Annotated in this window: 21 protein-coding genes; 16 read left to right on the top strand and 5 right to left on the bottom strand. The window is 48.6% G+C overall.

From position 1 onward, the window contains the following. Window positions 1–93: 93 nt before the first annotated feature. Entirely contained in the window at window positions 94–804 is a 711-nt protein-coding gene (locus ACXAH1_RS01015) for a hypothetical protein (RefSeq protein WP_253046570.1), read from the bottom strand. Window positions 805–1,077: 273 nt separating this feature from the next. On the opposite strand from ACXAH1_RS01015, the gene ACXAH1_RS01010 reads away from it, so the two are divergent. From ACXAH1_RS01010 to ACXAH1_RS00975, 8 genes are all read left to right on the top strand, one after another. Then, window positions 1,078–1,842 (top strand): AfsA-related hotdog domain-containing protein, encoded by a 765-nt coding sequence (locus tag ACXAH1_RS01010; RefSeq protein WP_171045257.1) that lies wholly within the window; start codon window positions 1,078–1,080, stop codon window positions 1,840–1,842. After that, window positions 1,829–2,554, top strand: coding sequence for an HAD family hydrolase (locus tag ACXAH1_RS01005; RefSeq protein ID WP_475193293.1), 726 nt, complete (start codon window positions 1,829–1,831; stop codon window positions 2,552–2,554). The genes ACXAH1_RS01010 and ACXAH1_RS01005 overlap by 14 nt, the downstream gene beginning before the upstream one ends. Before the next feature lie 137 nt (window positions 2,555–2,691). Next, a complete protein-coding gene (locus ACXAH1_RS01000) occupies window positions 2,692–3,690 on the top strand; it encodes an aldo/keto reductase (protein ID WP_475193069.1) in 999 nt (332 codons plus the stop codon). 53 nt (window positions 3,691–3,743) lie between these two features. Next, on the top strand, window positions 3,744–5,207 hold the full coding sequence (locus ACXAH1_RS00995) for an FAD-dependent oxidoreductase (RefSeq protein ID WP_475193067.1): 1,464 nt from the start codon (window positions 3,744–3,746) through the stop codon (window positions 5,205–5,207). 2 nt (window positions 5,208–5,209) lie between these two features. Beyond that, window positions 5,210–6,460 (top strand): condensation domain-containing protein, encoded by a 1,251-nt coding sequence (locus ACXAH1_RS00990; protein ID WP_475193066.1) that lies wholly within the window; start codon window positions 5,210–5,212, stop codon window positions 6,458–6,460. After that, the gene (locus tag ACXAH1_RS00985; RefSeq protein ID WP_475193064.1) at window positions 6,447–8,255 is read left to right on the top strand and encodes an alpha/beta fold hydrolase; all 1,809 of its coding nucleotides are present in this window, start codon (window positions 6,447–6,449) and stop codon (window positions 8,253–8,255) included. The genes ACXAH1_RS00990 and ACXAH1_RS00985 overlap by 14 nt, the downstream gene beginning before the upstream one ends. Beyond that, window positions 8,249–9,142 (top strand): EamA family transporter, encoded by an 894-nt coding sequence (locus ACXAH1_RS00980; RefSeq protein WP_475193062.1) that lies wholly within the window; start codon window positions 8,249–8,251, stop codon window positions 9,140–9,142. Before ACXAH1_RS00985 ends, ACXAH1_RS00980 begins: the two co-directional genes overlap by 7 nt. Before the next feature lie 65 nt (window positions 9,143–9,207). Next, entirely contained in the window at window positions 9,208–10,512 is a 1,305-nt protein-coding gene (locus tag ACXAH1_RS00975; RefSeq protein WP_475193061.1) for a hypothetical protein, read from the top strand. A 330-nt stretch (window positions 10,513–10,842) separates the two neighbouring features. Here the strand turns inward: ACXAH1_RS00975 and ACXAH1_RS00970 are convergent, their stop codons facing one another. Beyond that, window positions 10,843–11,577 carry a helix-turn-helix transcriptional regulator gene (locus ACXAH1_RS00970; protein ID WP_475193059.1) on the bottom strand — a complete coding sequence of 245 codons (735 nt, stop codon included), beginning with the start codon at window positions 11,575–11,577 and terminating at the stop codon, window positions 10,843–10,845. Between the two features lie 150 nt (window positions 11,578–11,727). Continuing rightward, window positions 11,728–12,375: an acyl-homoserine-lactone synthase gene (locus ACXAH1_RS00965; RefSeq protein WP_253046588.1), complete on the bottom strand. Its 648-nt coding sequence runs from the start codon at window positions 12,373–12,375 to the stop codon at window positions 11,728–11,730. Window positions 12,376–12,640: 265 nt separating this feature from the next. Here ACXAH1_RS00965 and ACXAH1_RS00960 point away from each other — a divergent pair, with 265 nt between their 5' ends. The 5 genes from ACXAH1_RS00960 to ACXAH1_RS00940 all read left to right on the top strand — a co-directional run bounded on the left by ACXAH1_RS00960 (window position 12,641) and on the right by ACXAH1_RS00940 (window position 17,784). After that, on the top strand, window positions 12,641–13,327 hold the full coding sequence (locus ACXAH1_RS00960) for a thermostable hemolysin (RefSeq protein WP_253046590.1): 687 nt from the start codon (window positions 12,641–12,643) through the stop codon (window positions 13,325–13,327). A gap of 125 nt (window positions 13,328–13,452) precedes the next feature. Next, the gene (locus tag ACXAH1_RS00955; RefSeq protein ID WP_475193058.1) at window positions 13,453–14,388 is read left to right on the top strand and encodes an NADP-dependent oxidoreductase; all 936 of its coding nucleotides are present in this window, start codon (window positions 13,453–13,455) and stop codon (window positions 14,386–14,388) included. 104 nt (window positions 14,389–14,492) lie between these two features. After that, window positions 14,493–15,458 carry a hypothetical protein gene (locus ACXAH1_RS00950; RefSeq protein ID WP_253046594.1) on the top strand — a complete coding sequence of 322 codons (966 nt, stop codon included), beginning with the start codon at window positions 14,493–14,495 and terminating at the stop codon, window positions 15,456–15,458. 13 nt (window positions 15,459–15,471) lie between these two features. Then, window positions 15,472–16,869, top strand: a complete 1,398-nt coding sequence (locus ACXAH1_RS00945) for an amidase (RefSeq protein WP_253046596.1) — start codon at window positions 15,472–15,474, stop codon at window positions 16,867–16,869. A gap of 12 nt (window positions 16,870–16,881) precedes the next feature. Continuing rightward, complete coding sequence (locus ACXAH1_RS00940; RefSeq protein WP_475193055.1) at window positions 16,882–17,784, top strand: DMT family transporter; 903 nt, start codon at window positions 16,882–16,884, stop codon at window positions 17,782–17,784. A 59-nt stretch (window positions 17,785–17,843) separates the two neighbouring features. Here ACXAH1_RS00940 and ACXAH1_RS00935 read toward each other — a convergent pair whose 3' ends face one another. Next, window positions 17,844–18,764, bottom strand: a complete 921-nt coding sequence (locus ACXAH1_RS00935) for a manganese-dependent inorganic pyrophosphatase (RefSeq protein WP_475193053.1) — start codon at window positions 18,762–18,764, stop codon at window positions 17,844–17,846. Window positions 18,765–19,147: 383 nt separating this feature from the next. Between ACXAH1_RS00935 and ACXAH1_RS00930 the strand changes: the two genes are divergently transcribed. Then, window positions 19,148–20,344, top strand: coding sequence for a cation:proton antiporter (locus tag ACXAH1_RS00930; protein WP_475193050.1), 1,197 nt, complete (start codon window positions 19,148–19,150; stop codon window positions 20,342–20,344). Window positions 20,345–20,439: 95 nt separating this feature from the next. Beyond that, window positions 20,440–22,143, top strand: a complete 1,704-nt coding sequence (locus tag ACXAH1_RS00925) for an alkaline phosphatase (protein WP_475193049.1) — start codon at window positions 20,440–20,442, stop codon at window positions 22,141–22,143. A gap of 781 nt (window positions 22,144–22,924) precedes the next feature. On the opposite strand, the gene ACXAH1_RS00920 is transcribed toward ACXAH1_RS00925, so the two are convergent. Then, on the bottom strand, window positions 22,925–25,918 hold the full coding sequence (locus tag ACXAH1_RS00920) for a bifunctional diguanylate cyclase/phosphodiesterase (protein ID WP_475193047.1): 2,994 nt from the start codon (window positions 25,916–25,918) through the stop codon (window positions 22,925–22,927). A gap of 444 nt (window positions 25,919–26,362) precedes the next feature. On the opposite strand from ACXAH1_RS00920, the gene mraZ reads away from it, so the two are divergent. Further along, window positions 26,363–26,821 carry a division/cell wall cluster transcriptional repressor MraZ gene (mraZ, locus tag ACXAH1_RS00915; protein ID WP_046004813.1) on the top strand — a complete coding sequence of 153 codons (459 nt, stop codon included), beginning with the start codon at window positions 26,363–26,365 and terminating at the stop codon, window positions 26,819–26,821. Window positions 26,822–26,841 lie beyond the last annotated feature (20 nt).

The raw sequence follows: 26,841 nt of genomic DNA, 5'->3' as shown, positions 1-26,841 counted from the left end.
CGAAAAATAAAAAGACTGGCGCGAGGCCAGTCTTTTGGGCTTGGGACCACATTGGAGATGGAAGTTCACCCGCGATGATGCGGATTCACCCAATTAGTTGATCGGATAGTTAGGGAATGGATTCTGGTAACTGATATCCGGGCGTTGCTCAGTGAAAATGGAGCGTACTTTTAGCAAATCAATCTTCCACTCACCCGGCTTAGTGGCAATCACGCCTAAGGTGTTATTGCTGACGAACAGCTGCGGCCCTAACAGTGGCTCAAATGGCAGCTCAACATCCGTGGACTGCACAATTTCCTGATGTACCAGCACATTAAAGTTCAACTCCATTCTGCCAGTACCCGGGCGGTTACCTTCTTCATAATGACTGATATAGAAAGAAGTAGGTGAAAAAGACGCATTCTGTCTCAGTTGGGCCAGACCTTCTGTTGCGATCTGTATGGTGGAATCAATCCCGGTGGACAGGCTACCATTGAGATCCAGCTCAATCGCCGGGCTGACAATGTCATTAAAGCAGGCTTTGACTTCATCAACCCGTACATAATCCTCCTTAAAGTTAGACGCTTCCGGAATGCACAGGAAAAAGCGTCGCACAATCTGGCTGCCCTCAAAATATGCATGTTGTTTATTGAGGCTGCGTAAAAAGGTTTTATTTCTGAGAATTCGCTTAATGTTAAATGGCGGCGCATCTTGTGCTTGCTGGTAAGCCATCTCATTGTCTTGCCAGTCATCATCCTGCGCCATAGCGCTGGTTGTGCCAAAAGTCAGTGCGGTGGTTGCTGCCAGAGTCAGAAATTTATTCATTGTCTTTGTTCCTTAGTGTGGAAGTTGAGTTCGTTATTGTTGGTTGTCAACGTGGTGTTGACTTGCTTACCAGTCTGACCCGGAACCTTATTTCAGACCATTTCAGGATATTTCTTTGCTTATCGCTTCATTTCACGGTGTACCTGAAACAGCGTGTTGGGTTGTGAAATATATTTCATGGCGATTGTTGATTTTAATGGGAAACACCAAAGCGGCAGACAGCAACAACAATATTGCCGCGGGCTTAATAAACCAACATCAACGGAGATAATCATGAAAACAGTTAAGCAAACCCAAGTACTGGTCGGGAATAAATTCACTAACTTTGCACAAAACCCGGGCGTTACTACTTATGAACAAGCACGCACTATGCTGGAAACCAATGATGAACAGCTCTCGACCACCCAGTTTGTATTAGGTCAGGGAATTTGTGCAGATGCTTACCAGGCGCTACTTAATTTGGCAGAGGAAAAAGGCATGGCAGCAGCCTTTGCAACTCCTTCCTTTAATAAGCTGAATAAACAGGAAACCCATAAACATCAAAAACGCAACGGTATGTTAGGGGAACCGCAACAAATTGAAGACAATGTATACCGCCTGCCTATTTATATTGACGATGCCTGCGATGAAATGGGTGACCATGTCACCGGGCACCACATTCAGGGCATGGTGCTGACAGAATCTGCACGTCAGGCGTTTTTGGCTATTACCGAACGCTATTTCCTGGCCGATGCTGAAAAAAGTTACTTCGTGATTAACTCGCTGGATAGTGAATATCTGAGCTTTGCGTTTCCACTGCCGCTGGAGCTGGAATATCGCATTTTGAGCTTCACCGACAAAGGACGCGGCACTTTGTGCTTCGATGTAGAGATGACCTTATCGCAAAACGGTCAGGATTGTGCTCGTGTGAAGACCAAGTTCAGTACCTACCCGGAGAAATTCCTGTCTCGCAAAGAAGGCAGCATGGCCAAGCAGGCGGTGGAGCACCTGCAAACGGCATTGGCAGAGCAAGGAGCCGTCTGTGATGTGGCAGCCTAACGTCATCGCGCAGAGACCCTGCGCTTTCTTTGACGTCGATAACACGCTTATCGACCTGAAAAGTATGTTTTCATTCGCCGATTTTTTACAGGACAAAGCGCTTTTGGTTCCGGCTGAACGTTTCGGAGCCTGGCGCGAGCGCTTGGAGCGCTTATTTGCAGCGCAGCGTCCACGCAGTGAAATCAATCGCTTTTACTACACCTTATTTGAGGGGGTTGCAGTCAGTGCGTTTGCTGAGGCGGCGCAACTGTGGTTTGCCACTTTGCCCGAGCCAGATGCTTACACTAAGCCGGCTCCACTGGCGGCACTGAAGGCATTACAGCAAGCCGGATATAACACCATTTTGGTATCCGGATCCGGGTATCACCTGCTGGCACCTTTTGCGGCAGTGTGGCAGGTCAGTGATGTGTTGTGCGCGCCTCAACAGCAAAAAGATGGACGCTATACAGGTGAGCTGGATGACCTGCCGAGCATAGGTCAGGGGAAGGCACATTTTATTGCGCAGTTTTTACGTCAGCACCAGATCTCTGCCGATGCTTGCCTGGCTTTTGGTGATGACCTCAGTGACTTCCCTATGTTAGGTGCTGTTAATAAAGGGTTTTTGGTGGATCCGCTGGCGCCAACTCTGATTGCAAATCAGGACGTCGGGTATGAAGTATTCACCACAGTTTCTGATCAGAACTGTACGTTCAGGCAGTACGTCTGCCACTAATTTTAATCAACAATAAACGCAACTGGATAACTACAGCAGGATAACCAGAAATAAGTGCCCCGTCGCGGGGAGGCTGTTTCTGGCATCCAGGTAATGTAATTGAACACAATTTAACTTAACTAAAATGGAAGAGAATTATGTCTAAACGACTAGCAAACAAACTGGTATCTCCAATTGGCTTGGGCTGCATGGGAATGAGTGAGTTCTACGGTGAGCGCAATGATGCGCAATCTCTGGAAACGCTGCACGCTGCACTGGATATGGGTTATAACCATTTCGATACAGCGGATATGTATGGTCAGGGTCACAACGAATCATTGCTGGGCCAGTTTGTCAGTGACATTGGTAGTAAGCGTGATGATATCGTCTTTGCCTCAAAATTTGGTATTCGCCGCGATCCAAACGACAAATACAACCTGATCATTGATAACAGCAAAGAATATGTCAAAGCAGCGTGCGAGGCGTCACTGAAGCGTATGAACCTCGAAGCGCTGGACATTTATTATATGCACCGTCGTGACCCGAATGTGCCTATCGAAGAGCCTATGGAAGCGCTGGCTGAGCTGGTTAAAGAGGGCAAGATTAAGGCCATTGGTCTGTCTGAAGTCTCTGCCGATACACTGCGTCGTGCAAACCAGGTACACCAGGTTGAAGCACTGCAGAGTGAGTATTCACTGTGGAGCCGTGATATTGAAACTGAGATCCTGCCTGCCTGTATTGACTTGGGTGTGCAGTTTATCGCTTACAGCCCGCTGGGGCGTGGTTTCTTAACCGGGCAGATCAGTAAAGAACAAATCGAGCAGGCGGACGTGGCTTCAGATTTCCGCGCCAAACTCCCTCGTTTCCAGAAAGAAAATATCGACACTAACCTGGCGCTGGTTAATAAAGTGGAAGAGATCAGTCGCGAGCTTGGCTGCTCAACAGGCCAGGTTGCACTGGCATGGCTACTGAGCCGTCATGAAAACGTCCATGTTATCCCGGGCACCAAACGTGTGAAATATCTGCGCGACAATTTTGCGGCACAGAACGTCATCCTGTCTGACTCGATCATCACGTCTCTGGATGAGCTGTTCTCTCGCGATAATGTCGCGGGTGAGCGCTACCCGGAAGCGATTCTGGCAGGCACTAACCTGTAATCCAAAGTTCCGGCACCCAGGTTTGGGTGCCCCTCAACAAAAGAGTATGTGTAATGGTTAAGCAAGTCTTAATTGTAGGGGCCGGACCAACAGGTATGGTGCTGGCGCTACAACTCAAACGTTTAGGCGTTAATGCAACCGTGATTGATTCACGTGTGGCTGCCGGGTCCGGTTCTAAAGCGCTGAGTGTGAACCCGGCTTCGTTAGATATTCTGGATGATTTGGGCGCGACGGAGCAGTTGCTTGCACGTGGCAAACAAAACCAGAGTGTAAACTTAATTTATGAAGGCCAGCGTTTGTTTAAGCTGGACTTTAAACAACTGAACAGTCGCTTTGCGTATTTTTTGATGCTGCCACAACCAGATACCGAAGCAGCATTGCAGGCGCGTATGGCCGAAATGGGCTGTGAGGTGGAACGTGGCACGGCACTGGTCGACTTGCAGCAGCAGGGTGATCAGGTACAGGTGACGCTGTCCCGTGATGGTCAGATATATAAAGAGACCTATGACTATGTGGTTGGCTGTGACGGCGCACGCAGTCGCACCCGGGAATTACTGAAATTACCCTTCAGTGGGTACGATTATGATATGCATTTTGTTCTGGCGGATGTGAAGGTGCGCTGGAACCGTGACACCACTCAGAGCTACTACATGGTCAGCGAAAAGGGGTTCTTTATTTTGCTGCCACTGACCGAGGGTTACCACCGAGTTGTTATCAAGGTTTCCGGGGCGTTTGATCCTAAACAGACCATCGACTTTGATCTGATCCAGGCCCATTTGCAGCGTCTTGATCCGGATCTGGAGATTTTCGAACCCAGCTGGATTTCATCGGCCCCCTTTTATAATCGCGAAACCAGCCAGTTCAGACGCGGCAACGTGTTTATCTGCGGTGATGCCTGTCACTTATTTAGCCCAATCGGTGGCTTTGGTATGAATACCGGCATTGGTGATGCGTATAATCTGGCCTGGAAGCTGGCTCAGGTAGCTAAAGGCGAAGCGCCTGACGTGCTGCTAGATAGCTATGACACAGAGCGCCGCCAGAACGCCAAATCGTTACTGCGCCTGACTGATAAAAATACCTCGCTGATCGCGCGTCTTGATCGGCACTCGGCAGATGACGAAGCGCTATTTACGCCCAAACAGAAAAATCGTCCCTTTATTCGCCAATTTGTTCAGGCGGCGGCAGGTTATCAGCTTGATTATGCTGCAACTGAGTCAGTCAAAGGTGTAGGCCGTATTTATTTACCCCTTGATCTGCAAGGTTATCGGCACCAGGGCACGGGATACACCTTGTTTGTCAGTGATGCTGCATGCGCGGAGCGTTTGGCTCAACAAGTGGCGTATTCAGGTGAACAGGCTCGGATCCAGGTATGTCAACGAGACACAGTGGCACATCAATTTGATCCTGAGGCCGAGTGTGTACTGGTCCGGCCCGATAAGATCATTGCCTTCAGTGGCAATGAACTACAGTGCAGCCGTTTTTTAAATGACACACTGTTACTGGCTGAGAGTGCCTGATCATGAATGAAATAAGAGCACTTGGCACTTTGGAGCGAAAAATGGCAACTCTGCACGATGTGCAGGGGAATGCTCAGACAACGTCTTTACTGACACTTGGACAACGGCTCGACGAGACAAGGCTGGCTAAAGCGATGACACGCTGGTTACAGCTTAATCCGGCACTGATGTTGACACTGAATAATCAGCAGGATGCTTTTACAGAGGCGCCTGCAACTGGGCCGCTGCACGAGCTCGGTGTGGCGGAAGTTGCGCATGACAAGGCTCTGGCGTCGTTGATCCAGGCGGTGTTGAACACGCCCCTACAGCCGCAGCGGCAGTTATGCTCTGTTCTGCTTGTCCAGCAGCAGGATACGGCGATAAGCCACATTGCCCTGACTTGTCACCATGCACTGGTGGATGGTCACAGTCTGGCCTATCTGCTTGACCAGTTGCTGCATTGTTATCACAACCTGGCACATAGCGAGCGCAGTGCACTGGCACCGGCGATTGAATCTCAGCTGGAGCGGGCGCGAGGTAATGTCGCGCCCCTGCCAGCTCATATGGGGTGGCCCGTTGTCATCCAGGCAAAACCGGCTCAACGACACACCCGGTTTTGCCGACAAACCATTGAACGAGACGCTTTGGTTGCACTGAAAGCGATTGCCAAACACAGTGGCAATGCGCTCAATACGGTCCTGACCTACATTTTGACTCAGGCCATTAAACAAGTGCACAGCACAGACAAGTTGCGCCTGTTAATGGCTATCTCACTCAGGCAGCGTACCGCAGTAAAAAGCGCTGCTTCCGCACTCGGGTGTTTGATAGCCGTCAGTGCTTTGGATATGCCAGACAGCACGGACTGGCCGACTTTTGCTCGTCACTTTGATCAGCAGTTAGCCGAAACGATTGATGCTGAACTTGGCTATGTGCCACCAATGGATGAGCAAGCGTTGCACCAGTTGCGCCAAAGTGTGGACAACCCGTCGCGCTTTGGTTGTGATTTTGCCATGACAAACCATGGTGTGGTGCAGTTTGATACTGCCCGACACGGAGTGGTTGTTCGGGAGTATGCAAATTTTGCCAATCGCAATGCCGGAAACGTTGGGATTGCATGTCACCTGGCAACCTCAGGACACAGGTTGAACTGTGTCTTCACTTACTGTGAGCCTCTGATGTCAACGGCGATGGCACAGCAAATTAATGCGCTATTTGGTCGTCAGGTGAGCGCGTTTATTGAACAATATCAGGAGATTTATCATGAAGCGAGCTAGACTCACCACCTCCCAGGGCACCATCAGTTATCTGGAGTCGACCGGGCGCGGCCCCACTTTGATATTTTTGCATGGGAACTCTTCGCAAGCGGCGGCGTTTGACGCCCAGATGAACTACTTCGGTGCGCATTTCCATTGTCTGGCTGTGGATTTTCTTGGCCATGGGGAGTCGTCTGCTGCACATCAGAGTGATGCCTACAGCTTTGCCGGATGTGTGACTCAATTACGTGATTTCATAGGTGCATTGCAGCTGGATGAATGTGTCATCATTGGCCACAGCCTGGGGGGACACGTGGCACTGGATGCTTTGCCTCACTTACCTCAGGTGAAAGGCGTCGTACTGGTCGGCGCACCACCATTTTCAGCCGATACGGCTGCGCAAGCGTTTAAAGAAGAGCCCTCTCAGGGGCGTATTTTTCGCTCTGAATTGAACGATGAGGATGTTGAGCTGGTATGTGGTCTGTTCGTCAATAAAGAGCAAGTTTCTTTGGCACAGTGGCTGAAAGTGTCGCACAGTGTTGAACTGACTCAGCCCGGTGCGCGCGAAGGGATCCTGGCAGGTCTGCAGAGCGGGCCACTATGTGATGAAATTGCGTTGTTACAGCAAGCTCAGATCCCGTCACTGGCCATCACAGGTGCAGCAGATCCTTTCATTCACTGTGAGTATGTCACGGGCCTGGAGCAGCAAATTGCACAGTTTCAGGCCCTTACTTTTGCGGATTGTCATCATTGTCCGCATGTGGAAGATGCGCAGCAGTTTAACCGGGCAATGAGCGCTTTTTTGGAGCGGTGTCTGAATGATAAGGTCATGCGGATAAGCCGGTTAAACAGCGAGGATCAGACCTTACATCAGCAGGTTGTGGCGCGTCCTGTGGTAGCTGCCGGACAAGTGCTGGTGAAGGTGACCGGATGTGGTTTTTCGGAGCTGGATCAGCGCATTTTAGCGGGTGAATATCCCCAGCTGTTGTCGCAAAGTGCTTTGGTACCGCTGAGTCAGTTTATCGGCGAAGTGGTGCATGTGGCAGAGAGTCGGAGCTCGCTAAAGATAGGCGAACGGGTGTTTGGGTGCTTGCTGGCAGAAAGCCAGCGGCTGGGCGCGCTGGCGGATTTTGTGCTGGTGAGTGAACAGCATGTGATTAAAGCACCAGAGAAACTTGATGATAAGCTGCTGGGTAACCTGATTTACCCGTACAGCAAAGCCTGGCTGATACGGCAAAAACTCAAACATGTTCAGCAGGGACGGGTTTTGCTGGTGGGCCGCGAGCGGTTGTCGACGACGCTGGTTGCAGATGCCCTGCTCGAAGCTGGCTATCAGGTGAGTTTGTTAGTTGATAATAAACAGCAAAAGCAGACACTTATCCAGAGCCAGATTGCCGGGGTTGAGACTGTCACCACAGTGCAGCTGGAAGAAGATGCCTTACAGGGGGCCTTTACCACTGTAATAGAACTGGAGCCTGTGATTGATCCGCAGCTGCTGTTGCCACTGTGCTGTCATGACGGCGATTTCTTTACTTTCCATTATCACCGGGAGTTCCCGACCCGGGCACTTTATGGTCGAGGTTTGAGCCTGCACAGTCTGGTACCGATTAACTTGTTAATGGAGCAGCTGCCGCGTTGCTCAGTACAGGAGCTGTTGGCGGACTGTCGTCGTGATATTACCCGGGTGGCCGCCATACTCAGCAATGAGGGTACCCCTCAGGTCGGGCCTCAGCGAGTGGGAAATGGTGACAGGCTGAGTGTGGCCAGTGGCCAGGATTTTGTATTGTTTCAGCAAGTGAGTGCGCAGCCATGTTGAGGCGCACTAAAACCGCGCAGGCAAGTAATTTACTTGCCTACCTGTTGTGGGCGTCAGCCGCGATTTTTTTTCATCAGCTGACGCACATTGCCCTGTTTGATTTACTGAGCCTGAGAATTGTCCTGGCGACGCTGATGTGTCTGGTGTTGGTAGCGCTGATGGGGCAACAAAGCGCGTTGCTTGCATTGCTGCGTGCCCGGTTTAAGTTAATTGCCCTCAGTGCTCTGCTCATTGCCAGCAACTGGTTGCTGGTGATCAGCAGCATTAGCAGCGAGCAGCTCAACAGCGCCAGTCTGGGATACTACCTGGCACCGGTCCTGACTTTGCTGTTACTCAAGCTGGTTAATCGAGAAGGGCTGCAGTTCAAAGAGTACGCGTGTCTGAGCTTGTGCCTGTGTGGCGTGCTGCTGTACATCAAGATGCAAGCTTATGCTGCGCTACCCTGGCAGGGGCTGGTTATTTCCTTGACGTTTGCACTTTATGTGGTGCTCAGGCGGTATTTACAGGAACCTGCGGTGGTGGTTCTGGCGGCGGAGCATGTGTGTGCTGCATTACCCGCTTTATTGTATCTGGCGTGGTCTCAGTATATCGCGTCGGGCAGTGGTTTATCGCATCAGTTACAGCAGGATGACATGATGAAACTGTGCATACTGGGGGTGGTAACTACCTTACCTTTGTTACTTTATAACTTTTCTGTGAAACATCTTAGCAGCGCATTTGTGTCTCTGTCCCAGTATCTTAACCCGACACTGATGTTGTTGATTGCGGTGCTGCTGTTTAAAGAAGTGGTGATGGCAGGTCAGTGGCTGGGACTGGCATTTATCTGGGGCGGCATTGCGGTGTACTTTGTGCTGGCTCAGCGTGCGCAGGCGCAGCACGCTGTCTAGACAGTATTTAACTATGTGGTTCTGTTTACCGTCGAGATTATGAGGGATTAAAAGGAGAGCAACAAATGGGAATCGTTCGAAAACAGGTGGAAAATTGGAACAGACAGCTGTATCCAGTCACATTTCAGGGTTTTGTTGAACGTGTAGAGCAGCCGGTTGCGGCTGAGCTGCTGGCTCTGAGTAAACAGGCGAAATTTGCAGACATAGTCTGGTCCGGGGCAGATGCCTGTATGGACGACGTCTGGGGCACGATGACAGTAGCACAGTTGCAACAGATGCTGGAGGAAGGAGGCGCGGACTTGCCCCGGTTATGTTATGTACGTGTTGAGCCTGAATTGCTGGCAAGCAAAGCGCGGGTCGCTGATCTGATCGATATACTTGAGTCGGCTCTGACGCATAAGGTCTTTCGCTTCAGGCTGGTATTGCAAGAGGCGTATCGCATTGGCAGTCAGGAGCTTAAAAAAGCGTTGCGAGTCTGCGACATGATTGGCAGCGATCGGATCGCATTTGAAGATTGCCTGGGTGGGTTCCGCCCTGCCGGGGTTGAGAATTTTATGCTTTGGCTGGCGCCCAAAGCACTGGCCTACGAGCTGAATACGGAATTTATCTTCTATTCTTCAAACATTGACGCTCATGATAATGCACTGCGTGCAATAGAACATGGCTGTAACTATTTGCAGGTGAGTGCACATTTTTTTAATCGAGATCAGTGCGCTCTGGCGATTGGCTCAGTGCTGGAAAGCTACGGTGACTATCAGCGGTTTTTTGACCTGGCATTGCTCGAAAAATATATCTGTCTACGTTTATTTGGTGGTGATGAGGCATTTGTAGAGCAAGAAGCACTGAAGGTTACGCCTGCTCCCACTGCTGTACCTGGGAACATGCAAATGACGCCGGCGATAAAAAGTGACACGCCAGTCTCACTGCGTTTTGAGGTCAGCGACAACGACTGGCATGTGCGCTTGTTGCTCAAGCGTGGTTCTCAGTGTGTGGATCTGGGCGAGCGTGTACATCACTATATCCTGCTGTTATTGGTGCGCGAATACCATGAGCAAGCAATGAAAGCCTGGGAAGAGGGCGAAAAAGTCGATCCTTTGCTGACCGGGTGGGTTGAGCGGGAGTTATTGCACCGTATGATTGGCGACAATGAAACTCAGTTCAATGTAAAACTGTGCCGTGCTAAAAAGCAGTTACATGATGCTGCAAAGACTCTGGGTTTGGATGTATTTGAGCCCTGCGCATACAGGCAGGGCGCACTGCGGATTAACTTTGGAAATGTTGAAGTCCTCAAAGGGAATAGCTGTGAAATCGTCATTGAAAATTGGCAGATAGCGGAGCCTGAACCTGACGAGCAGGCGATGGCTGCTTAATATTATGACGACAGGGCGTTGTATTTCTGTATCTGTGGAATAACTACAACAGTATAACGCCTATGTTAGTTCGTGAATCAAGTGTAAATAATGCACCATAATGGCTCACGATTAATTTCAATATTTGGTATGCTTTATTTTTCTTTTTTATGTCTGCTAAAGCAAGAATTGTTGTTGTAAATGGTATTTTTCTATTATCTTCAATAAAAAGCTAGTATTATTCTAACTGTGATCTTGAAAATAATATATCCACCTAAATGGAGTTCGCTATTTTTGTGGATATATTATTTGTAACAAAATATATTTGTTTCCTTTTAAGGGGCGGTTTGCCTAGATAATACCGAAGCTCATGCCTTTCGCTATCGCCTGAGAGCGGTTTACCACATTCAACTTAGTGAATATATTAGACAAGTGAAACTTCACTGTACGCTCAGATATACTGAGGATGATGGCAATATCACCATTGTTTTTGCCTTCTTTGGCCCATTGCAAGACTTCTAGCTCTCGTTTGGACAGTTGTGGCATGCCAATTTTTCGTCGGGTGTTCTCACCATCACGTGAGAACAGTTCGTGAAAATGTGGCGCGATGTAAGACAAGATATGCGCGTCTGCTTTATTGGTCGTAGCCTCGGTCGAAATAGACAGTAGGGTAGAGCCACTGTGGTTGTTGACAACAATAGACAGGCCATGACTGCCCACATATTTCTGAGATAAAAACTGAAAATCACTGGAGTACTGCTCTTTTGCCGGAGAGAACTGAAATGCACTTTGCCAGTCAACCACCTGGTTGCTTTGAGACAGCGCATTAAGCACGGGGTCCTGTTGATAGAACTTTCGCTGAAAGTAGATATCCTGCCACTCATTGCTCAAGTTGTAGGAAAATAACTGCGAGGGACTCGTGAGCTGGAATTGATTTTGTACATCGATGGCTAAAATCGCGGTTCTGATGGGAATGAGTTTGTCTAGTTTATTAAATAAGTTATTTACTGAGATACTGTCATTTTCCGATTTTACACAGCTATCGACAAAATCCAGTGTTTGGATCAATTTATCCTTATCAATCATATTAAGCACACCATAGTTACGTTTTAATGAGAATATTTATTCTATGGTGAGTGCATAGTTAGTCAAGTGTTAATTTGTGAAGTTTTTATCCCGGGTACAGCTTGGTTACTGGAACGGATGGTAACCAAGCTCCGGCTTTTTAAATATATTTTATGCAGCTTGCAGGTAGGATATATTTTCCACAGGTTCTGGTGCAGTATTTGTCAGATAAAACTGGTTACAGGCAGAAATAAACTGGCGTACATCAATTTTGGCTGCAACGGTTCTTACTCCATCAGGCATAGTCACTGTTTTACCCAGTATTTCACATGGCAGGCCTTTACGTTTTAGTAGTGACAAAATCTGTCTTGAAACAACGATATACCAGTATTGGATATTATTTTGCTGTGCATGTGCCAGTAGTCCTTTTATCAACAGGTCACACACTGTAAAGGTGTCTTTTACCTTGGCATCTCGGGAAATGATGTCTACTGCAAGACGTGTTACTTCTGCACTGTTTTTCTCAAACTGATAGTTTTTATCTTCAATCAGGAAACTAAATGTGTCATTCAGCAGCCAGGGCGAGTGCTCAGGAGTGATACGCATGTAACCTTTCACAGTATCTTCCTGATAGGCCATGACATGAGTGCTGGCAAAGTCGTACTTATCGATTTCCATTTTACTTTGTTCTGTTTTTACCCAACGCAGTTCTTCAGAGAAAACACTGTGTCTGAGTTTAAAGCAGTCGATAAGTTTGTTTGATGCACGTGTTACCAGTACCTGCCAGTTGTTTTCGATGATTGAGATTGCCTTAGTCATGGTTCAGTTCCTTTTTAATTAAGCCGTTTCGCATTAGTACGTTTTTTGTTAAGCCGTGTTGCTTCAATACGACCCATTATAGGGAGCGCTAAAAATCGCATAACCGATCCAATGGGCAGCTGTACTGTTGGACAGTGAAAGGTCCTGAAATATATCAGCGTGATATGTAATCACTTGAAATGAAACGAAATATTGCGTTGTGTCTGTAATGGGAATAGGGCAGTACAGTGGACAGGTAATCACAAACTAGCATAAAGGAAATATCATGACTGCAATCGAAAACTGTACACAAACACTGTCCACCATTAATACCATAAACCCAGACTCATCCTGTTTTTCTATTCTTAAGCAGCTGGTCGCGAGTCACTATGAACTGGTCCATGAAGCCATTATTGAGCCTAAGGTCGATGAATTCATATCACTGAAAAAAAGCGCCAATGGTTGTGAAGAGTATTTGGCGGCCTATGGGATTACCTATGCGGCAAACAAAGCCTTATTTTCGGAGCAATATATAGAAGGAGATAACATTGAAACACATGTGCTCGATACATTGGGCATAGAGCTGTCTCGTCAGGAAATTTGTGAGATTGGTGCATTCTCGTCATTTAAGGGACGAGGTGGCGCGCTCAAACTACTGGAGTCCTTACCTTATATTATGTGGTCAAAAGGTCAGAAATATACCTTAGTGACTGTTACCCCCATCGTTGAAAAAATGATTGGCCGGCTGGGGTTTTATTTCCATGAAGTGGCACGGGCTAACGTCGAGATGTTACCACAACAGCAGCAATCTACCTGGGGGCGCTATTATGAACATAATCCCAAAGTGCTGTTAGTGGATCTGGCCGCCAGTTTGCAAAGTACTCTGCCTTTGCTATTTGGTAAATATCAGGTCGCTGAGTTGAGGTTGAATGAGCATGGAAAAGTGCTGAATCATTTGGAAGTGGCCGCCTGAAAGGTGCAGCCTGAACGCGACCAAATGGCCTATCTGGGTAAACCTGACTGCCTGGACAGGTGCACAAAAACAGCGTCGTATTAGCATATGACTGGTTGATTCATTACATTTAATCAGGAGCAAATATGACGAACATCACGACTATGAAGGCCCTCAGAATTCACGAATACGGGGGGCAGAGTAAACTGCTTGAAGAGCAGGTCGCACTGCCCAACGTTGCTGAGGACGACGTACTGATAGAGGTGGCTTACACCAGTGTTAACCCGGTTGACTGGAAAGTCCGCGAAGGCTGGTTAGCAGAAGAAGAGCTTCATCAGTTGCCCTTGATCCTGGGCTGGGACGTTGCCGGAACTGTGGCTAAAGTCGGTGAGCACGTGACGGGCTTTCAGGTTGGCGACCCGGTCTATGCGTTTGGCGATCTGACCAAAGACGGTGCCTATGCACAGTTTATTAGTGTGAATGCTGCGCTGGTTGCGAAAAAACCACAGAAGTTGGATTTTGCACAAGCCGCATCTGTCCCGCTTACCTCTTTGACCGCCTGGCAGGCGATTAATCAATTGGCTGATATCGATTCTGAGACATCGATCCTTATTCATGGTGCCAGCGGCGGTGTTGGCAGCTTCGCTGTGCAGTTTGCAAAGCGTCTGGGTGCCACCGTTACGGCGGTTGCATCAGCAAAGAATCATGACTACTTGCGTACCTTAGGCGCGGATCAGGTGGTCGACTACAACACACCGGACTATCTGCAATCTCTGGGTCAGTTTGATGTGGTCTTTGATATTGTCGACAACGATGTTGCGGGTATTTACGACACAGTCAAAGCAACTGGCAAATATATTTCCACACTCAAGACACATGAGCTGCCAGCCCGATATGACTTCGCGCATGAGCGCGTACTGGTGATGCCAAACGGCGGTCAGCTTAGTGAGATTGGTGCATTAATTGACAACGGAGAAATTAAGCTTCCGGAAATTGTTGAAATGCCTTTTACCAGCATCGGCGAAGCTCATGCCTTATCAGAAACCGAGCATGTGCGCGGCAAGATTGTCATTAGCATTTAACTTTTCAGTTCAATATTGCGGCTCACTCTTAGTCCTGGCAAACACCAGTCGTTTTTGGAGCCGCAGATGCGCTATTAGCCCAATAGGATAAAAGGAACAAACTCATGAACAAACTGATCATCGGACTGCTGTGTGCCACCGGATTGTATGCTGCACCTCAAACACAAGCCCAGCAGAGTGAACACGACAAACAAATTATTGCCAAACGCACTGTAAAAGGTCATTTAACCACAGGGGTAAATAACTACTGTGGTCGTAAATTATTCGAATTCCCGGCGGCTTACGATAGCCTTAACGATCTGTCTTTTCAGTTTGTTGGCGAATACGATCCAACGCCGGGGGCGCTGGATGCCAAGCCATTAAGTGCAGAGAACTGTGAGGCTGATACCATTCTTGCCTCAACGACCGATCCTGTTAATGTAGCCTGGTTGCAGAGTTTTCTGGACATGCCAGACGCCGATCCCCGACTTAAAAATCGTCCCATTATGGACAAGCCAACTTATGTCGACCTGATCGGTAATCATGGCTACATCGAGCGTCGTTTACCAGAGCACTCGAATCCTGTACCCTTCTTCGACGGACCGAAAGAAGAGATCACCTTAGGCTCCTGGTCTAAAGCGCGTGGTCGTTACAAGTTTCAGTGTTATAACGATAATTCGGCGAAAACTGTGGCCAGATTCAAGCACTTGTTTCCCAATTCTATGTACTCGATGCTGGCGGTCTGGGATCGGGCAGGCGAGTTAGTGGTACAGCCTTTCGGTGGCCTGCCGAATGTATTCATCACAGATAAACGTGGTAATGCGCGCTATGAAAAAGAAATTAACGGCTGTCCGCTACTGCCTACTGAGGATGGCAGCTCACTGTTGTATCTGATCATCAGTTATCACCCGAATGCGTCTATCACAGGTGCCTCTTCCTTTATTACCGCAGCACCTGCAACGGTTATTGACAAAGATGGCAGTGTGTTCGAAAGCACACAACCACCTGGCATCGTGATCCACGATCAAATCATGTTCCCCATTAATGGTCTGGAGAAGATCCAGTATGACCAGCCACTAATTGCCAAGTAAACCGGAGGTCTGAGTGGATATTGCAACTTTATCATTGCGCACTCAGGCTGACTTGATAGCGTCTGGTGCGCTATCAAGTGAAGCGCTGGTGCGTCATTATCTGGATATGATTTCAAAACACAATGGTGAAGTGAATGCCATTGTTCAGGTGGCTCGGGTTGAAGACCTGATTGCACAGGCACAAGCTGCGGACGAAAAGGTACGCAGTGGCGCACCACTGGGTCGTCTGCATGGTGTGCCTATGACAGTCAAAGACATGTGTAAGGTCGCAGGTTTCCCCTGCACCATGGGGACGGAAGGGCTGACCGGGTTTGTTGCCGAAGAAGATGCCACCATAGTTGCGCGGGTCAAAGCGCAAGGAGCCATTATTCTGGGCATTACCAATGTGCCTGAATTACTGATGGCGTTCGAGACGGATAACCTGATCTATGGCCGAACCAATCATCCGCTTGACTCGCACTTATCACCCGGTGGTAGCAGCGGGGGAGAAGCGGCTGCTATTGCATCGGGTTGTTCGCCAGCCGGACTTGGTTCAGATTCTATGGGCAGTGTTCGTGTTCCTGCCAGCATGGTGGGCATTGCCGGGCTAAAAGTCACACAAGGTCGCTTGCCACAAACCGGACGGGTGCCCATGGAAGGGGCCAGTCTGCACGTAAGATCGGCGTCTTATGGTCCTATGGGGCGTTACATTGATGACGTGGCGTTACTGTTGGAGATCATTGCCGGGCCAGATGGCATTGACCCGAATACTATGCCTGTACCCGTGCAGGATTACCAGCGTTGTGATATCTCTACGTTGGATGTGGCCTGGTATGAAAACAATGGCTGGTGCGATGTCCAGCCGGAAATCGTGCAGGCATTGCGACGGGCCGTTGATACACTTGCGCCATTTGTTGGATCAGTGACCAATGACGCGCCGGCATGTCTGAATAAGGTTAAGTCGCTGGCTCTGGAGATGATTGCGTTTGGTGCTGATGGCGGACAAAGCTGGTATCAGGGGGCAAAATTAATGGGGAGCAAAGCACTGTCTCCCCTGTTTGAGGCCTTTTTGGAGTCTGCATCGTCTTGTCAGCTGACGGTCACTGAATTGCGTGGCCGACTGCGTGAGTGGGACCAATACAATTTTGCAATGCAGGCTTTTAGCCAGCGTTACCCAATCACTTTGTGCCCGGTCAGTGCCACAACGGCACAAGCCCACGGACACTCAGTAAGACAGATCGACAATTACACCTTTACCATGGCTTACAGTTTAAGTGGCCAACCTGTGGCAACTGTTTGTATTGGAAAAGATAATAACGGTTTGCCGATTGGGGTACAGGTGGTTGGGCAGTTGTGGTGTGAGCATCAGGTGCTGGCGGTTGCATCGGTACTGGAGCGTGCCTTTGCTCAATCAGATGCAGCCAATTCATAAAAGGAGTGTTTGATGAAATATATGATTATGTTAGTGGCGTGTGGTTTCCTGTGGGGATCTCAGTATATTTTTAACGCCATTGCTCTTGAGAGCATGCCAGCTTTGTGGATCGCAGCATTGCGCTCCACCATTGGCGCACTGGTACTGATTGTTGCTTGTTACTTTCTGGGCTTAAAGCGTGAGCCAGGTCACTGGCGATTACTGTTTGTGATTGGATTGCTGGAAGCCACCTTGCCCTTTTTGCTGGTTGCCTGGGGTCAGCAAACGACGGCGGCGTCTCACGCTGCTGTCATCACGGGTATGAACCCGTTACTGACGATTTTACTGGCGCCTTTGTTGCTAAAGGACAGCGATTTCAGCGTCAAAGGCATTCTGTGCGGATTAATTGGCTTTGCCGGTTTGCTTTATTTATTTTTACCTCAGCTTCAGGCGCAGTCAGCATCCCAGTTTGTCGGTGCCGCGGCCATCTTTATCGCAGCACTGAGCTTTGCACTGAGCTTAATTCTGGTGAAAAAGCTTGAGCATTTGCATCCGGTTGTAGTTGCCCGTGACGTTATTGCACTCTCCGCATTGCAATTGCTACCGTTAGCGATGCTGTTTGCGGATCTTAATGTCACACAGATAAGTGTCGATGCGATGCTTGCCAGCGGTTATCTCGGCGTGTTCTGTGGTGGTGTGGTCTATATTCTGTTTATGCAATTGATCATGAGTAAAGGACCTGCATTTGCTTCATTCAGCAATTACCTGGTACCAACAGTTGGAGTATTACTGTCTTATCTGGTGACGGATCAGGCATTTGACTCGCGGATCCTGGTGAGTCTGGCGATTATCATGTTTGCGATTTTTGTCTATCAGTATCAGGGCAAACGCAGTAGTACGCCACAAGAGGCGCCGTCAGCGGTACATAACAGCTAGCAACAAAAAAGCCCTGATATGATCAGGGCTTAATTTAGGGTTACCGACAGTAATGCGGATTATGCAAACGCATCCTGTAGTGGCGGAACGACCTGCTTTTTACGGCTCAGTACGCCATCCAGCCATACCCGGCTATTTTCAGGGGTGACCTGGTAGGCTTTTTCTACAATGCTTTCGTCGTCAGATGCGATCAGCATTTGTGAGCCTTCTTTCATGATATCGGTCAGCAGCAGTAATACTGAGTGACGGCCGCCTTCTTCTTTCAGCTTAGCAATGTCGGCTTCCAGGTCGGCTTTGATGTCATCAAATACAGACAGGTCAATCACTTCCAGCTGGCCAATACCAACCAGGTTGCCATTCATGTTGAAGTCTTTAAAGTCACGCATAACCAGATCGCGTGCCGGTGTACCTTCAACCGCTGATTTTACTTTGAACATGTCCATGCCCAGTGCTTTAAAGTCTTCTACGCCTGCAATTTCAGCCAGCGCTTCAACGCATTTAATGTCTGCTGTAGTGCAGGTTGGTGACTTAAAGATCACGGTATCGCTCAGAATTGCACACATCATCAGGCCTGCGATCCCTTGTGGGATCTCTACGCCGTAGAAGTCGTACATCATTTTGATGATGGTGTTACTACAGCCAACCGGACGGATCCAGCACTCAAGCGGCGTTGAGGTAGTCAGGTCGCCCAGTTTATGGTGATCAACCACACCGACAACCGTTGCTTCATCGATGTCATCCGGTGCCTGAGTCTTTTCGGTATGGTCAACGATATAGACTTCTTCACCCGCATAACTCAGTTTTAGCTCCGGCGCTTCAAAGCCAAAGCGGTCCAGAATAAACTGAGTCTCAGGAGAGACATCGCCCAAACGTGTTGGGATTGCTTCTTCACCGATCTGGTTCTTCAGGTAAGCCAGTGCAATTGCACCACAAATTGAATCTGAGTCAGGGATCTTATGTCCCACTACATACATTGCCATTGACGGTTCTCCAAAAAAATTTGTCGCCATTCTAGCAAAAATTAACCACAAGAAAACAGCATAAGCGGGGCTAATCGCAGCTTTTTCATGTCGTGTCATCTTATGAGACGCACTATGACGATGGCATTTGGATAAGAAAAGGAGAAGGCAATGTTGAAGAGCATTTTCTTTTCGATGAACTTGGTTTGCCTGTTCTGAGTGCAAGCAAACGGGATGGTAAGTTAATTGAACTTTGGTACCGCCGCGCCAACTGAGTATAGGCAGCTTTGTGTGTTCACTCATGTTGGGTGAACACACATGAACCAGATAATTGATTATCCTAAGTTTCATCGCTACATTACTGAACACATATGTTTGTTCTGGTAGGGCCAAGGAGGCGTTGAATGGAAAAAATCTATCTGGTGCTGGCCTGGTTGGGGCTGGCTATTTTCTTGTATTCCATTGCTATTCGTCAGCTGAAGCGGGCGGAGTTTACCGGGCCGATGTGGTTTGTGCTGTTTGGCTGTGCGTTGGGATGGTACTTCCAGGGATCACTGTCGTTGCGTCCGGAGAGCTTGCGTGAGTTTTTGCCGCTGGTGGAGCTGATCCTGGCCATTTTTCTTTTCTCTGATGCCGCAAAAACCCGGCTCAGAGTGCTGCTGCATTCTTATCAACTTCCCCTGTTATTACTGCTGGCTCTGCCTTTGACTATGGGCCTGGCCGCATTGGGGGCACATTGGCTACTCTCACTGCCCTGGTTGGCAGGGCTTATTCTGGCCATCATGTTGACACCAACTGATGCCGCGCTGTGTCAGAGCTTTATTCAGGATAAACAAGTACCAGCGAAACTCCGTGAGGCCATCAATGTCGAAAGTGGTCTGAATGATGGCTTGTGTGTGCCTGTTTTTCTGTTTTTATTAAGCAGCAGCATTCATACGCAAGCGCCTTCGGGGCACTCACTTTTGATGTTGTTTTTACAGGAGGTAGGGATTGCACTTGCTGTTGCATTAATGTTAACCATTGCCGCCATATGGCTGATAAAATTGACCTATCGTCATCACTTTTTTGCCGCTAAAAGTAGCCCGTTTTTATTTATCGGCATTGCGATTGGGATCTTTTCGCTTACTCAGTTACTGGAGGGAAGTGGTTTTATTGCGGTGTTTATCAGCGGCCTGTTGTTTGACTATGGGTTTCGCGATGCCTTTAAAGACAAATTAATTGAGGAAAGTGAGCAAATAGCAGAGTTGGCAGCCTATATCCTGTGGGTCATCTTTGGGATCAGTGCCAGTGTGCTGTTATTTACTGCATTTGAGTGGCAGATATGGCTTTATGCCCTGCTGGCTGTTGTGGTGTTTCGTTTTATCCCTGTTATGGTGCTGCTTATGCCGACCCGTTTAGACTGGCGGGCGCAAGTGACGCTGGCCTGGTTTGGTCCAAAGGGGCTAGCCTCTGTGGTACTGAGCCTGATGCTGCTGGGTTCCAATCTTGCGTATAGCCTGCTACTGACGAAGATTACCGCTGCATCTGTGTTGCTGAGTATTTTTATCTTTGGTGTGAGCGGCCATCTTGCTGGCTCTTTTTTGACTAAAAAACAACAGTAGACGAACAAAAAGTGTCACTCGGGTGAAATAAAAAAGTCATCAAGTGTCCCTAAACTGTGCCGCGGCTCAGATGATTACGTTTTAGGAACACTACAATGAATAAAAAGCTATTAGCAGTGGCAGTATCTGCCGTCTTATTGACCGCATGTAACAATGACGACACCAGAACGGTTGAAGTCGTAAAGGAAGTCGAAGTTGCAAAAGAAGTGGTTAAAGAAGTTGAAGTCGAAGTGATTAAAGAGGTGAAAGTGCCTCCGACGGCTGTGACTCAGGTTAAGAATGTTATCCTGATGATTGGCGATGGTATGGGTGCCCAGCAGGTTGGTTTACTGGAAGAGTATGCGCGCCGTGCACCTAACTCAACATACAATAATAAAAACAACCAAACTGCACTGTCTAAGCTTGCAGCGGGTGGCCACTTGGGTCTGTCTCTGAACGCACCTCACGGTGCAAATGGCAGCCTGGTTGTAGACTCTGCGTGTTCAGCAACTCAGCTGGCGACTGGTAAAGCATCGGGCTCAGAGATGATTGGCCTGGATGACCAGGGTTACGTTATCGAAACTATTCTTGAGAAAGCGAAAAAAGCTGGCAAAGCGACAGGTCTGGTTTCTGATACTCGCTTAACACACGCTACGCCAGCGGCCTTTGCAGCACACCAACCACATCGCTCATTGGAGCCTGAAATTGCGGTTGAAATGGTAGAAAGCGGCATGGTCGATGTCATGCTTTCTGGTGGTGCACGCGTCTTTATCCCATCTGATATTAAAGAAGATGCCGAGGATCAGCAAATACTTGCAGAGCTGGGCATGCCTGCCAGTGTCTATAAAAAATCGAAGCGCAGTGATGACCGCAATGTTGTTGTTGAAGCGAAAGACAAGCATGGCTATACACTGGCGTTTGATAAGGCACAGTTAGCTAAAACGGATAGCGATAAACTGCTTGGCTTGTTTGCCAACTCAGGTATGGCGGATGGCATTGCTTACAGAGACTGTAAGGCCGATGACAGTTGTACGCAGCCGTCTCTAAAAGAGATGACGGTTAAGGCACTGGATATCCTGTCTAAAGATGAAGACGGTTTCTTCCTGATGATTGAAGGCGGCCAGATTGACTGGGCAGGCCATGCGAATGATGCCGGCTGGATGTTGAACGAGCTGCTTAAGTTCGACGAAGCTGTTGAAGCCGTTCATGAGTGGGCAAAAGAGCGCACAGATACGTTGGTATTGGTCACCGCTGACCATGAAACCGGCAGCTTTGGTTTTAGTTACTCAAGCCACAACAAGCCAGAAGGCGTATTGTTGCCTGGTGATGGTATGAATGGCGCCGAGTATAAGCCTAAGTTTAACTTTGGTGGGCTGGGCATTCTGGATACTTTATATGGACAAGTAGGCACCTTCTACGACGTGCTGGGTGAAGTGAATGGAGATTACAACTACACAGATGCGACAGATCAGCAATGGAAAGAGGCTATTGAGAAATACACGCCATACACAGTGACATTAGAAGAAGCTGCAAAAGTGAATGCCTCAGACGCTCTGAATAGCAGCAACTACCCACTGCCTAAATTTGAAGATTTCTCTGACTTCTATGTATATGACACAGAAGACTTTACTGCAAAAATCGGTCGTGTAGTGGCGAAGCAACAAAACGTAGTTTGGGGCACAGGTACGCACACTGCGGCTCCAGTACCTGTCTATGCCTTTGGTCCGGCGGGCGTGACTGAGCAGTTCTCTACGCTGCAACACCATGTCGATATCGGTACTAAGATGATCAAAGCTCTGGGCCTGCAAGACGCAGAGTAAGTACTGACTTTTAAGGATAATCCATAATAACAAACATGTAAGATCTGGAGATCTTGTTGGGCCACTGCAGTGCAGTGGCCTTTTTTGTTTTAATTGTACATGCAGAAAATGCGCTTCAGATGTATGCCGGTGTCGCCTTGCTGCGCCAAACCGCTGAACGTAGTGCTCAGGTGATGAATCGATACCATGTTCTTTGAGCGCTGGCATTATTACAGGGAAAATTTGAAAACAGAAACAGAAAGCTGGCGCTTAAAAATTTGGTGGATGCCTGGAAAGCGGGTTCCGCTCAGGCGCCTTATTTGATTGCCTACTTTATTGAGAAAGGGATTTATAAAAAGAGTGCAAAACTGTCGAGTGCATACTGGAAGAAAGAGGGGGATAAACTGAGTGGAAATATCGGTTATGACCACTTTATTGATAATGCGCTATTGAGTGATGTATATGGGCCCTTTCTTAAGGGAATTAGCAAAGGATCTGATGACCAATAATAGCACTGCGTTATAGCACCCCATCCTTCTTTAACTTGTAAGATGGGGCACCCGTTTGCACGATTACCTTTGAGGATTCGTGGTTCCAGACACCGTGATTGTGACTGTGCCTCCTGTGTTGACACTAAAGCCATTTCACACAGATAGGCATGTGTGACGTGTTAATAGGATTTGGTTGCAAAGAAAACGCCTACCGTTTGGTTGCACCATACCACCTGGGGGCTCGATACCAAGTTATCCTTACTGTTAAGAACAAGCTATAACGCCGGTCACAGTAGCGCAATTTACTGCAGTTACTGTGATTTTTCTAACAACAAAGCCTCTAAATCTGCCAGGCTCATAGGCTTGGCATAAAAATACCCCTGGCCATAATCACACCCTGCTTGTTTGAGCAGCTCATGCTGCGTGGCGGTCTCAATGCCCTCTGCAATAACCTTGAGCCCCAGCTGATGTGCCATCATGATCATGGTTTCGCACAGTACCAGGTCGTCTTCGTTGTGCTCAATGCCATCAACAAAGCGTTTGTCTATCTTGATAAAGTCGGTGTCCATTTGCTTAAGATAAGCCAGGGAGGAGTAACCGGTACCAAAATCATCCAGCGCAATTGAAAACCCTTGCTGGATAAGCTGACCAAGCCGTGCCTGACTACGGCCTTCTCCTTGCATCATCAGGCCTTCGGTGATTTCAATGACCACGTCTTCGGGTTGCAAATTGGCGTTGTGGAGCTGTTCTTGCCACTTCAGCAGGCTGGTGTGCTTGGCATTGAACTGCACCGGCGATACGTTCAGACTGATCTGGAACACACCATGGCGTTGTTGCAGGCGGCTGAGTGTTTGCAGGGTTTGCTGGAAGGCAAACTCTCCCAGTTGATGGATCAGCTGGGTCTCCTCTGCAAGGGGTATAAAGTGACCGGGGCTGATCATGCCTTTATCGGGGTGCTGCCAGCGGATCAGGGCTTCGGCTTTATGGATCTGCTGATCTTTCATGTTCACAATGGGCTGGTAATACATCACAAACTGCGCGTCGGATAATGCCTGACGCATGTCTCTGAGCATTAATAAACGCTGCTCGCTTTGCTGGCGTAAAGTCGAATCGAAACACGCATATCCGTTACGGCCCTGATCTTTGGCTCGATACATGGCCTGATCCGCCGCTTTTAGCAATAATTCACTGCTATCACCATCACGGGGGCTCAGTGCAATGCCAATGCTGGCACCCACATGGCAGGACTCTCCATCCAACACAAAGTCCTGTTTAAATACTTGCTGAACCCGCTCTGCCAGGGCGATGGCCTTTTCTTCGCTATTGCAGTGCTCACAAATGATGACAAATTCATCACCGCCGATCCGCGAAAGTGTGACGCCAGTCTGCTCAAGTGATTGCAATGCTTTGGCAACCTGGGTGAGTAGTTGATCGCCGTAATAATGTCCCAGGGTGTCGTTGATATCCTTAAAATGGTCAATGTCCATTAACAGTATGGCCAGTTGCTTACCTGGCTCTGCCAGCAGATTATTGAGATGTTTTTTAAGGCTGGTCCGGTTGGGCAGATCGGTTAATGAGTCATAGTGGCTTTGTCGCCAAAGTTGCTCATCTTTGAGCTTATTGTCGGTTATATCGGTGAAAATCGCGACTCTGCGATAGGCTTCTTGTTGTTCATCATAGACGGTATCTATGGTCAGCCATTCGGTATACAGTTCCCCATTTTTTCTCTGGTTAATAATCTCGCCCTGCCAGCGGCCGGTATCGCTCAGTGCATGCCACATTTGGCGATAAAAAGCGCGATCGTGTTTGCCTGAATTGAGTATGGCGGTGGTTTTGCCTATTGCTTCATGCGCAGAGAAACCTGTCACCTCGGTAAAGGCAAGATTCACATCTAAGATATATCCATGAGCATCCGTGATCACCATGCCTTCACTTGAGTTGTTATAAACCAGCGCAGCCAGATTTAGTGCTTCTTCCTGTTGTTTGCGATGACTGATATCTCGGATCACAATAACGGCCTCTTCAGCATGACTCATCCCCTGGACTCTGACTTCGTAGCCTCGTTGGTTTTCGCCCTGCGTGTATTCCAGAAGCAGGTGCGGCTGATCTTTGAGCAACGTCAGCGCAACACGGATCCGTTTATTAATATGATGGGGAAATAGCTCACTCAGTGTATTGCCTTGCTGCACCAGCGAGCCATGCTTAGCAAGCACCTGGCCCTGAGTATCAACACGGAGGTAACTGTCGGGCAGCGCCGACAGCAAGGTCTGGAGTTCAGTGTGTTTATTTGTCAATTGCTGTTCAGTTTGCAAGCGCACCTTGGCCATGCTTTCAAAATGCTCACCCAGAACCGCAAGCTCCTGAGGCATGGTGTGGCTGGTGAGGTCCAGTGTGCGTCCCTGTGCCAGAGCCGCAATGGCTTGTCTGAATTGCGTTAAGGGTTGCAACAGGGTTTTGTTGAGACGATAACGGGCCAGCCAGATAAGCAGGCACAACAAGATAAAAAAGCTGCTTAAAACCAAGGCAAAGTGGCGCTGTGTTTGTTGCCAGGCACTTTCAAAGGGGAAAGCGAAATAAATGGTCAGTTCACCCCGTGCTGCCAACAAGGGCAGGCGAATGTACACATGGTGATGGCCATTGGCATCATTGAGCAGCACTGCCTGTTCATTCAGGCCTTCGGGCCAGTCTTCGCTAACGGCTCTGCCTAAAGGCGCATTGCTGTAGGGGTATTCTGCGACAATCGCTCGGGTATGATCGGCCACCATCACACGGGTACCTTGAGGCAGCGTCAGCCTTGATAGTGAGCGACTCCAGTGCGACAGGCGTTTGACGGCAATGATCACCATGGCGAGCTGCCCGTCCTGATAGACTGGGTGAGCAAAATTGAGCGTTGCACTGTTAATGCTTCTGTCATGCTGGTATTCCCCAATGCTGAATGTGCCTTCATCTATCGCTTGCTGAAAGTAGGGACGATCGGCGATAGAGATTGGGCCAGATATTCGAGATAACGAGCAGGTGACGTTGCCATCCGGTGTGGCCAGACCAAAATTCGCGAAGCTGGGTGATAAGTGCTGTGCACTTGAAAGCAGCTGCGGACATACGCCTGGCTGATGTTGTAATTCTTTTGGCTGATAGGCCAATTGCTGCAATAGCCTTTGTGTTGCGGCAATTTCCGCATGCTGCAGCGTGGCAACCTGGTTGGCATACATTAACGCCTGCTGTTCCTGCATTTGTAGCATATTGCTGCGTTGCGCGAATAACAGAGCCAGGATCAACAAGAACCCAGGCAGACTGAGCACCAGCATCAATCGGTAAAATCGCTGTTTTATTGATATTTCTTTAATAATACAAACTCGCCTGGTTATGAGGTGGCGGCATGATACAAGCGCTGCGCGCTTTAACCAACCCGTTTAACCTAAATACTAGTCGAGAGTTATTAAATTTTCGGCTTTTTGGTAACACCATCAAGCCTAAAAATCTCATGAATGAAATATCCTTAAGTAGTCAAATGAGGTACGTTTTTCAGCCAAAAGATCTCGGATTATTCGTCTGCCCACATTTTCCCACCGATTTCATGGAGTTCCATAAACCCCGCGATTTTTCTGGCCTGTAGGCGAGTCAAGGTGAGTGATCCAACTTGACAAAAAGGCTTGTCAAGCCCTAGACTGTCATCCTGTGGGAAAATGTGGGTTAGAGTGGATCAAATTGGATCAAAGATTCGTTTATTGTAACAGGCCGAGCGGGTAAGTATGTTCCGCGGCGCAAGCTCATTGAGCCTCGATGACAAAGGACGCTTTTCGATACCAACTCGGTATCGCCAGCCTCTGCTGTCTGAAGAACAGGGCGCTGTGATTTGCACTATTGCGATCAACGAACCATGCCTGTGGCTGTATCCACTGTCAGAATGGCGAGAAATAGAATCCAGGCTACAACGACTCTCCAACACTAACCCCAGAGTCAGACGCTGGCAGCGCATGCTTTTGGGGCATGCGGAAGAATACCAGCTGGACAAAAACGGCCGTATTTTACTGGCGCCCACGCTGCGTGCGCACGCTGGCCTTGGCAAAAAGCTGATGCTGGTGGGACTGCTCAATAAGTTTGAGATTTGGGACGAAGCACGCTGGTATGAGCAAATGCAGGCCGATACTGAGATCGAGCGCAGTGGTGACGTGGAAGCGTGCCCTGAGCTGGATGACTTTTCTTTATAACTGGGGTGAAAACCAAATTT

The sequence above is a fragment of the Pseudoalteromonas sp. AWH4_217 genome (assembly GCF_056161105.1).
Note: the sequence above shows the minus strand (reverse complement) of the source record. Positions and strands in the feature narration are given on the sequence as shown.

Coding starts and splice junctions, on each gene's coding strand:
- ACXAH1_RS01015 (WP_253046570.1), bottom strand. CDS start 804: ATGAATAAATTTCTGACTCTGGCAGCAACCACCGCACTGACTTTTGGC.
- ACXAH1_RS01010 (WP_171045257.1), top strand. CDS start 1,078: ATGAAAACAGTTAAGCAAACCCAAGTACTGGTCGGGAATAAATTCACT.
- ACXAH1_RS01005 (WP_475193293.1), top strand. CDS start 1,829: ATGTGGCAGCCTAACGTCATCGCGCAGAGACCCTGCGCTTTCTTTGAC.
- ACXAH1_RS01000 (WP_475193069.1), top strand. CDS start 2,692: ATGTCTAAACGACTAGCAAACAAACTGGTATCTCCAATTGGCTTGGGC.
- ACXAH1_RS00995 (WP_475193067.1), top strand. CDS start 3,744: ATGGTTAAGCAAGTCTTAATTGTAGGGGCCGGACCAACAGGTATGGTG.
- ACXAH1_RS00990 (WP_475193066.1), top strand. CDS start 5,210: ATGAATGAAATAAGAGCACTTGGCACTTTGGAGCGAAAAATGGCAACT.
- ACXAH1_RS00985 (WP_475193064.1), top strand. CDS start 6,447: ATGAAGCGAGCTAGACTCACCACCTCCCAGGGCACCATCAGTTATCTG.
- ACXAH1_RS00980 (WP_475193062.1), top strand. CDS start 8,249: ATGTTGAGGCGCACTAAAACCGCGCAGGCAAGTAATTTACTTGCCTAC.
- ACXAH1_RS00975 (WP_475193061.1), top strand. CDS start 9,208: ATGGGAATCGTTCGAAAACAGGTGGAAAATTGGAACAGACAGCTGTAT.
- ACXAH1_RS00970 (WP_475193059.1), bottom strand. CDS start 11,577: ATGATTGATAAGGATAAATTGATCCAAACACTGGATTTTGTCGATAGC.
- ACXAH1_RS00965 (WP_253046588.1), bottom strand. CDS start 12,375: ATGACTAAGGCAATCTCAATCATCGAAAACAACTGGCAGGTACTGGTA.
- ACXAH1_RS00960 (WP_253046590.1), top strand. CDS start 12,641: ATGACTGCAATCGAAAACTGTACACAAACACTGTCCACCATTAATACC.
- ACXAH1_RS00955 (WP_475193058.1), top strand. CDS start 13,453: ATGACGAACATCACGACTATGAAGGCCCTCAGAATTCACGAATACGGG.
- ACXAH1_RS00950 (WP_253046594.1), top strand. CDS start 14,493: ATGAACAAACTGATCATCGGACTGCTGTGTGCCACCGGATTGTATGCT.
- ACXAH1_RS00940 (WP_475193055.1), top strand. CDS start 16,882: ATGAAATATATGATTATGTTAGTGGCGTGTGGTTTCCTGTGGGGATCT.
- ACXAH1_RS00935 (WP_475193053.1), bottom strand. CDS start 18,764: ATGGCAATGTATGTAGTGGGACATAAGATCCCTGACTCAGATTCAATT.
- ACXAH1_RS00930 (WP_475193050.1), top strand. CDS start 19,148: ATGGAAAAAATCTATCTGGTGCTGGCCTGGTTGGGGCTGGCTATTTTC.
- ACXAH1_RS00925 (WP_475193049.1), top strand. CDS start 20,440: ATGAATAAAAAGCTATTAGCAGTGGCAGTATCTGCCGTCTTATTGACC.
- ACXAH1_RS00920 (WP_475193047.1), bottom strand. CDS start 25,918: ATGCTGGTGCTCAGTCTGCCTGGGTTCTTGTTGATCCTGGCTCTGTTA.
- mraZ (WP_046004813.1), top strand. CDS start 26,363: ATGTTCCGCGGCGCAAGCTCATTGAGCCTCGATGACAAAGGACGCTTT.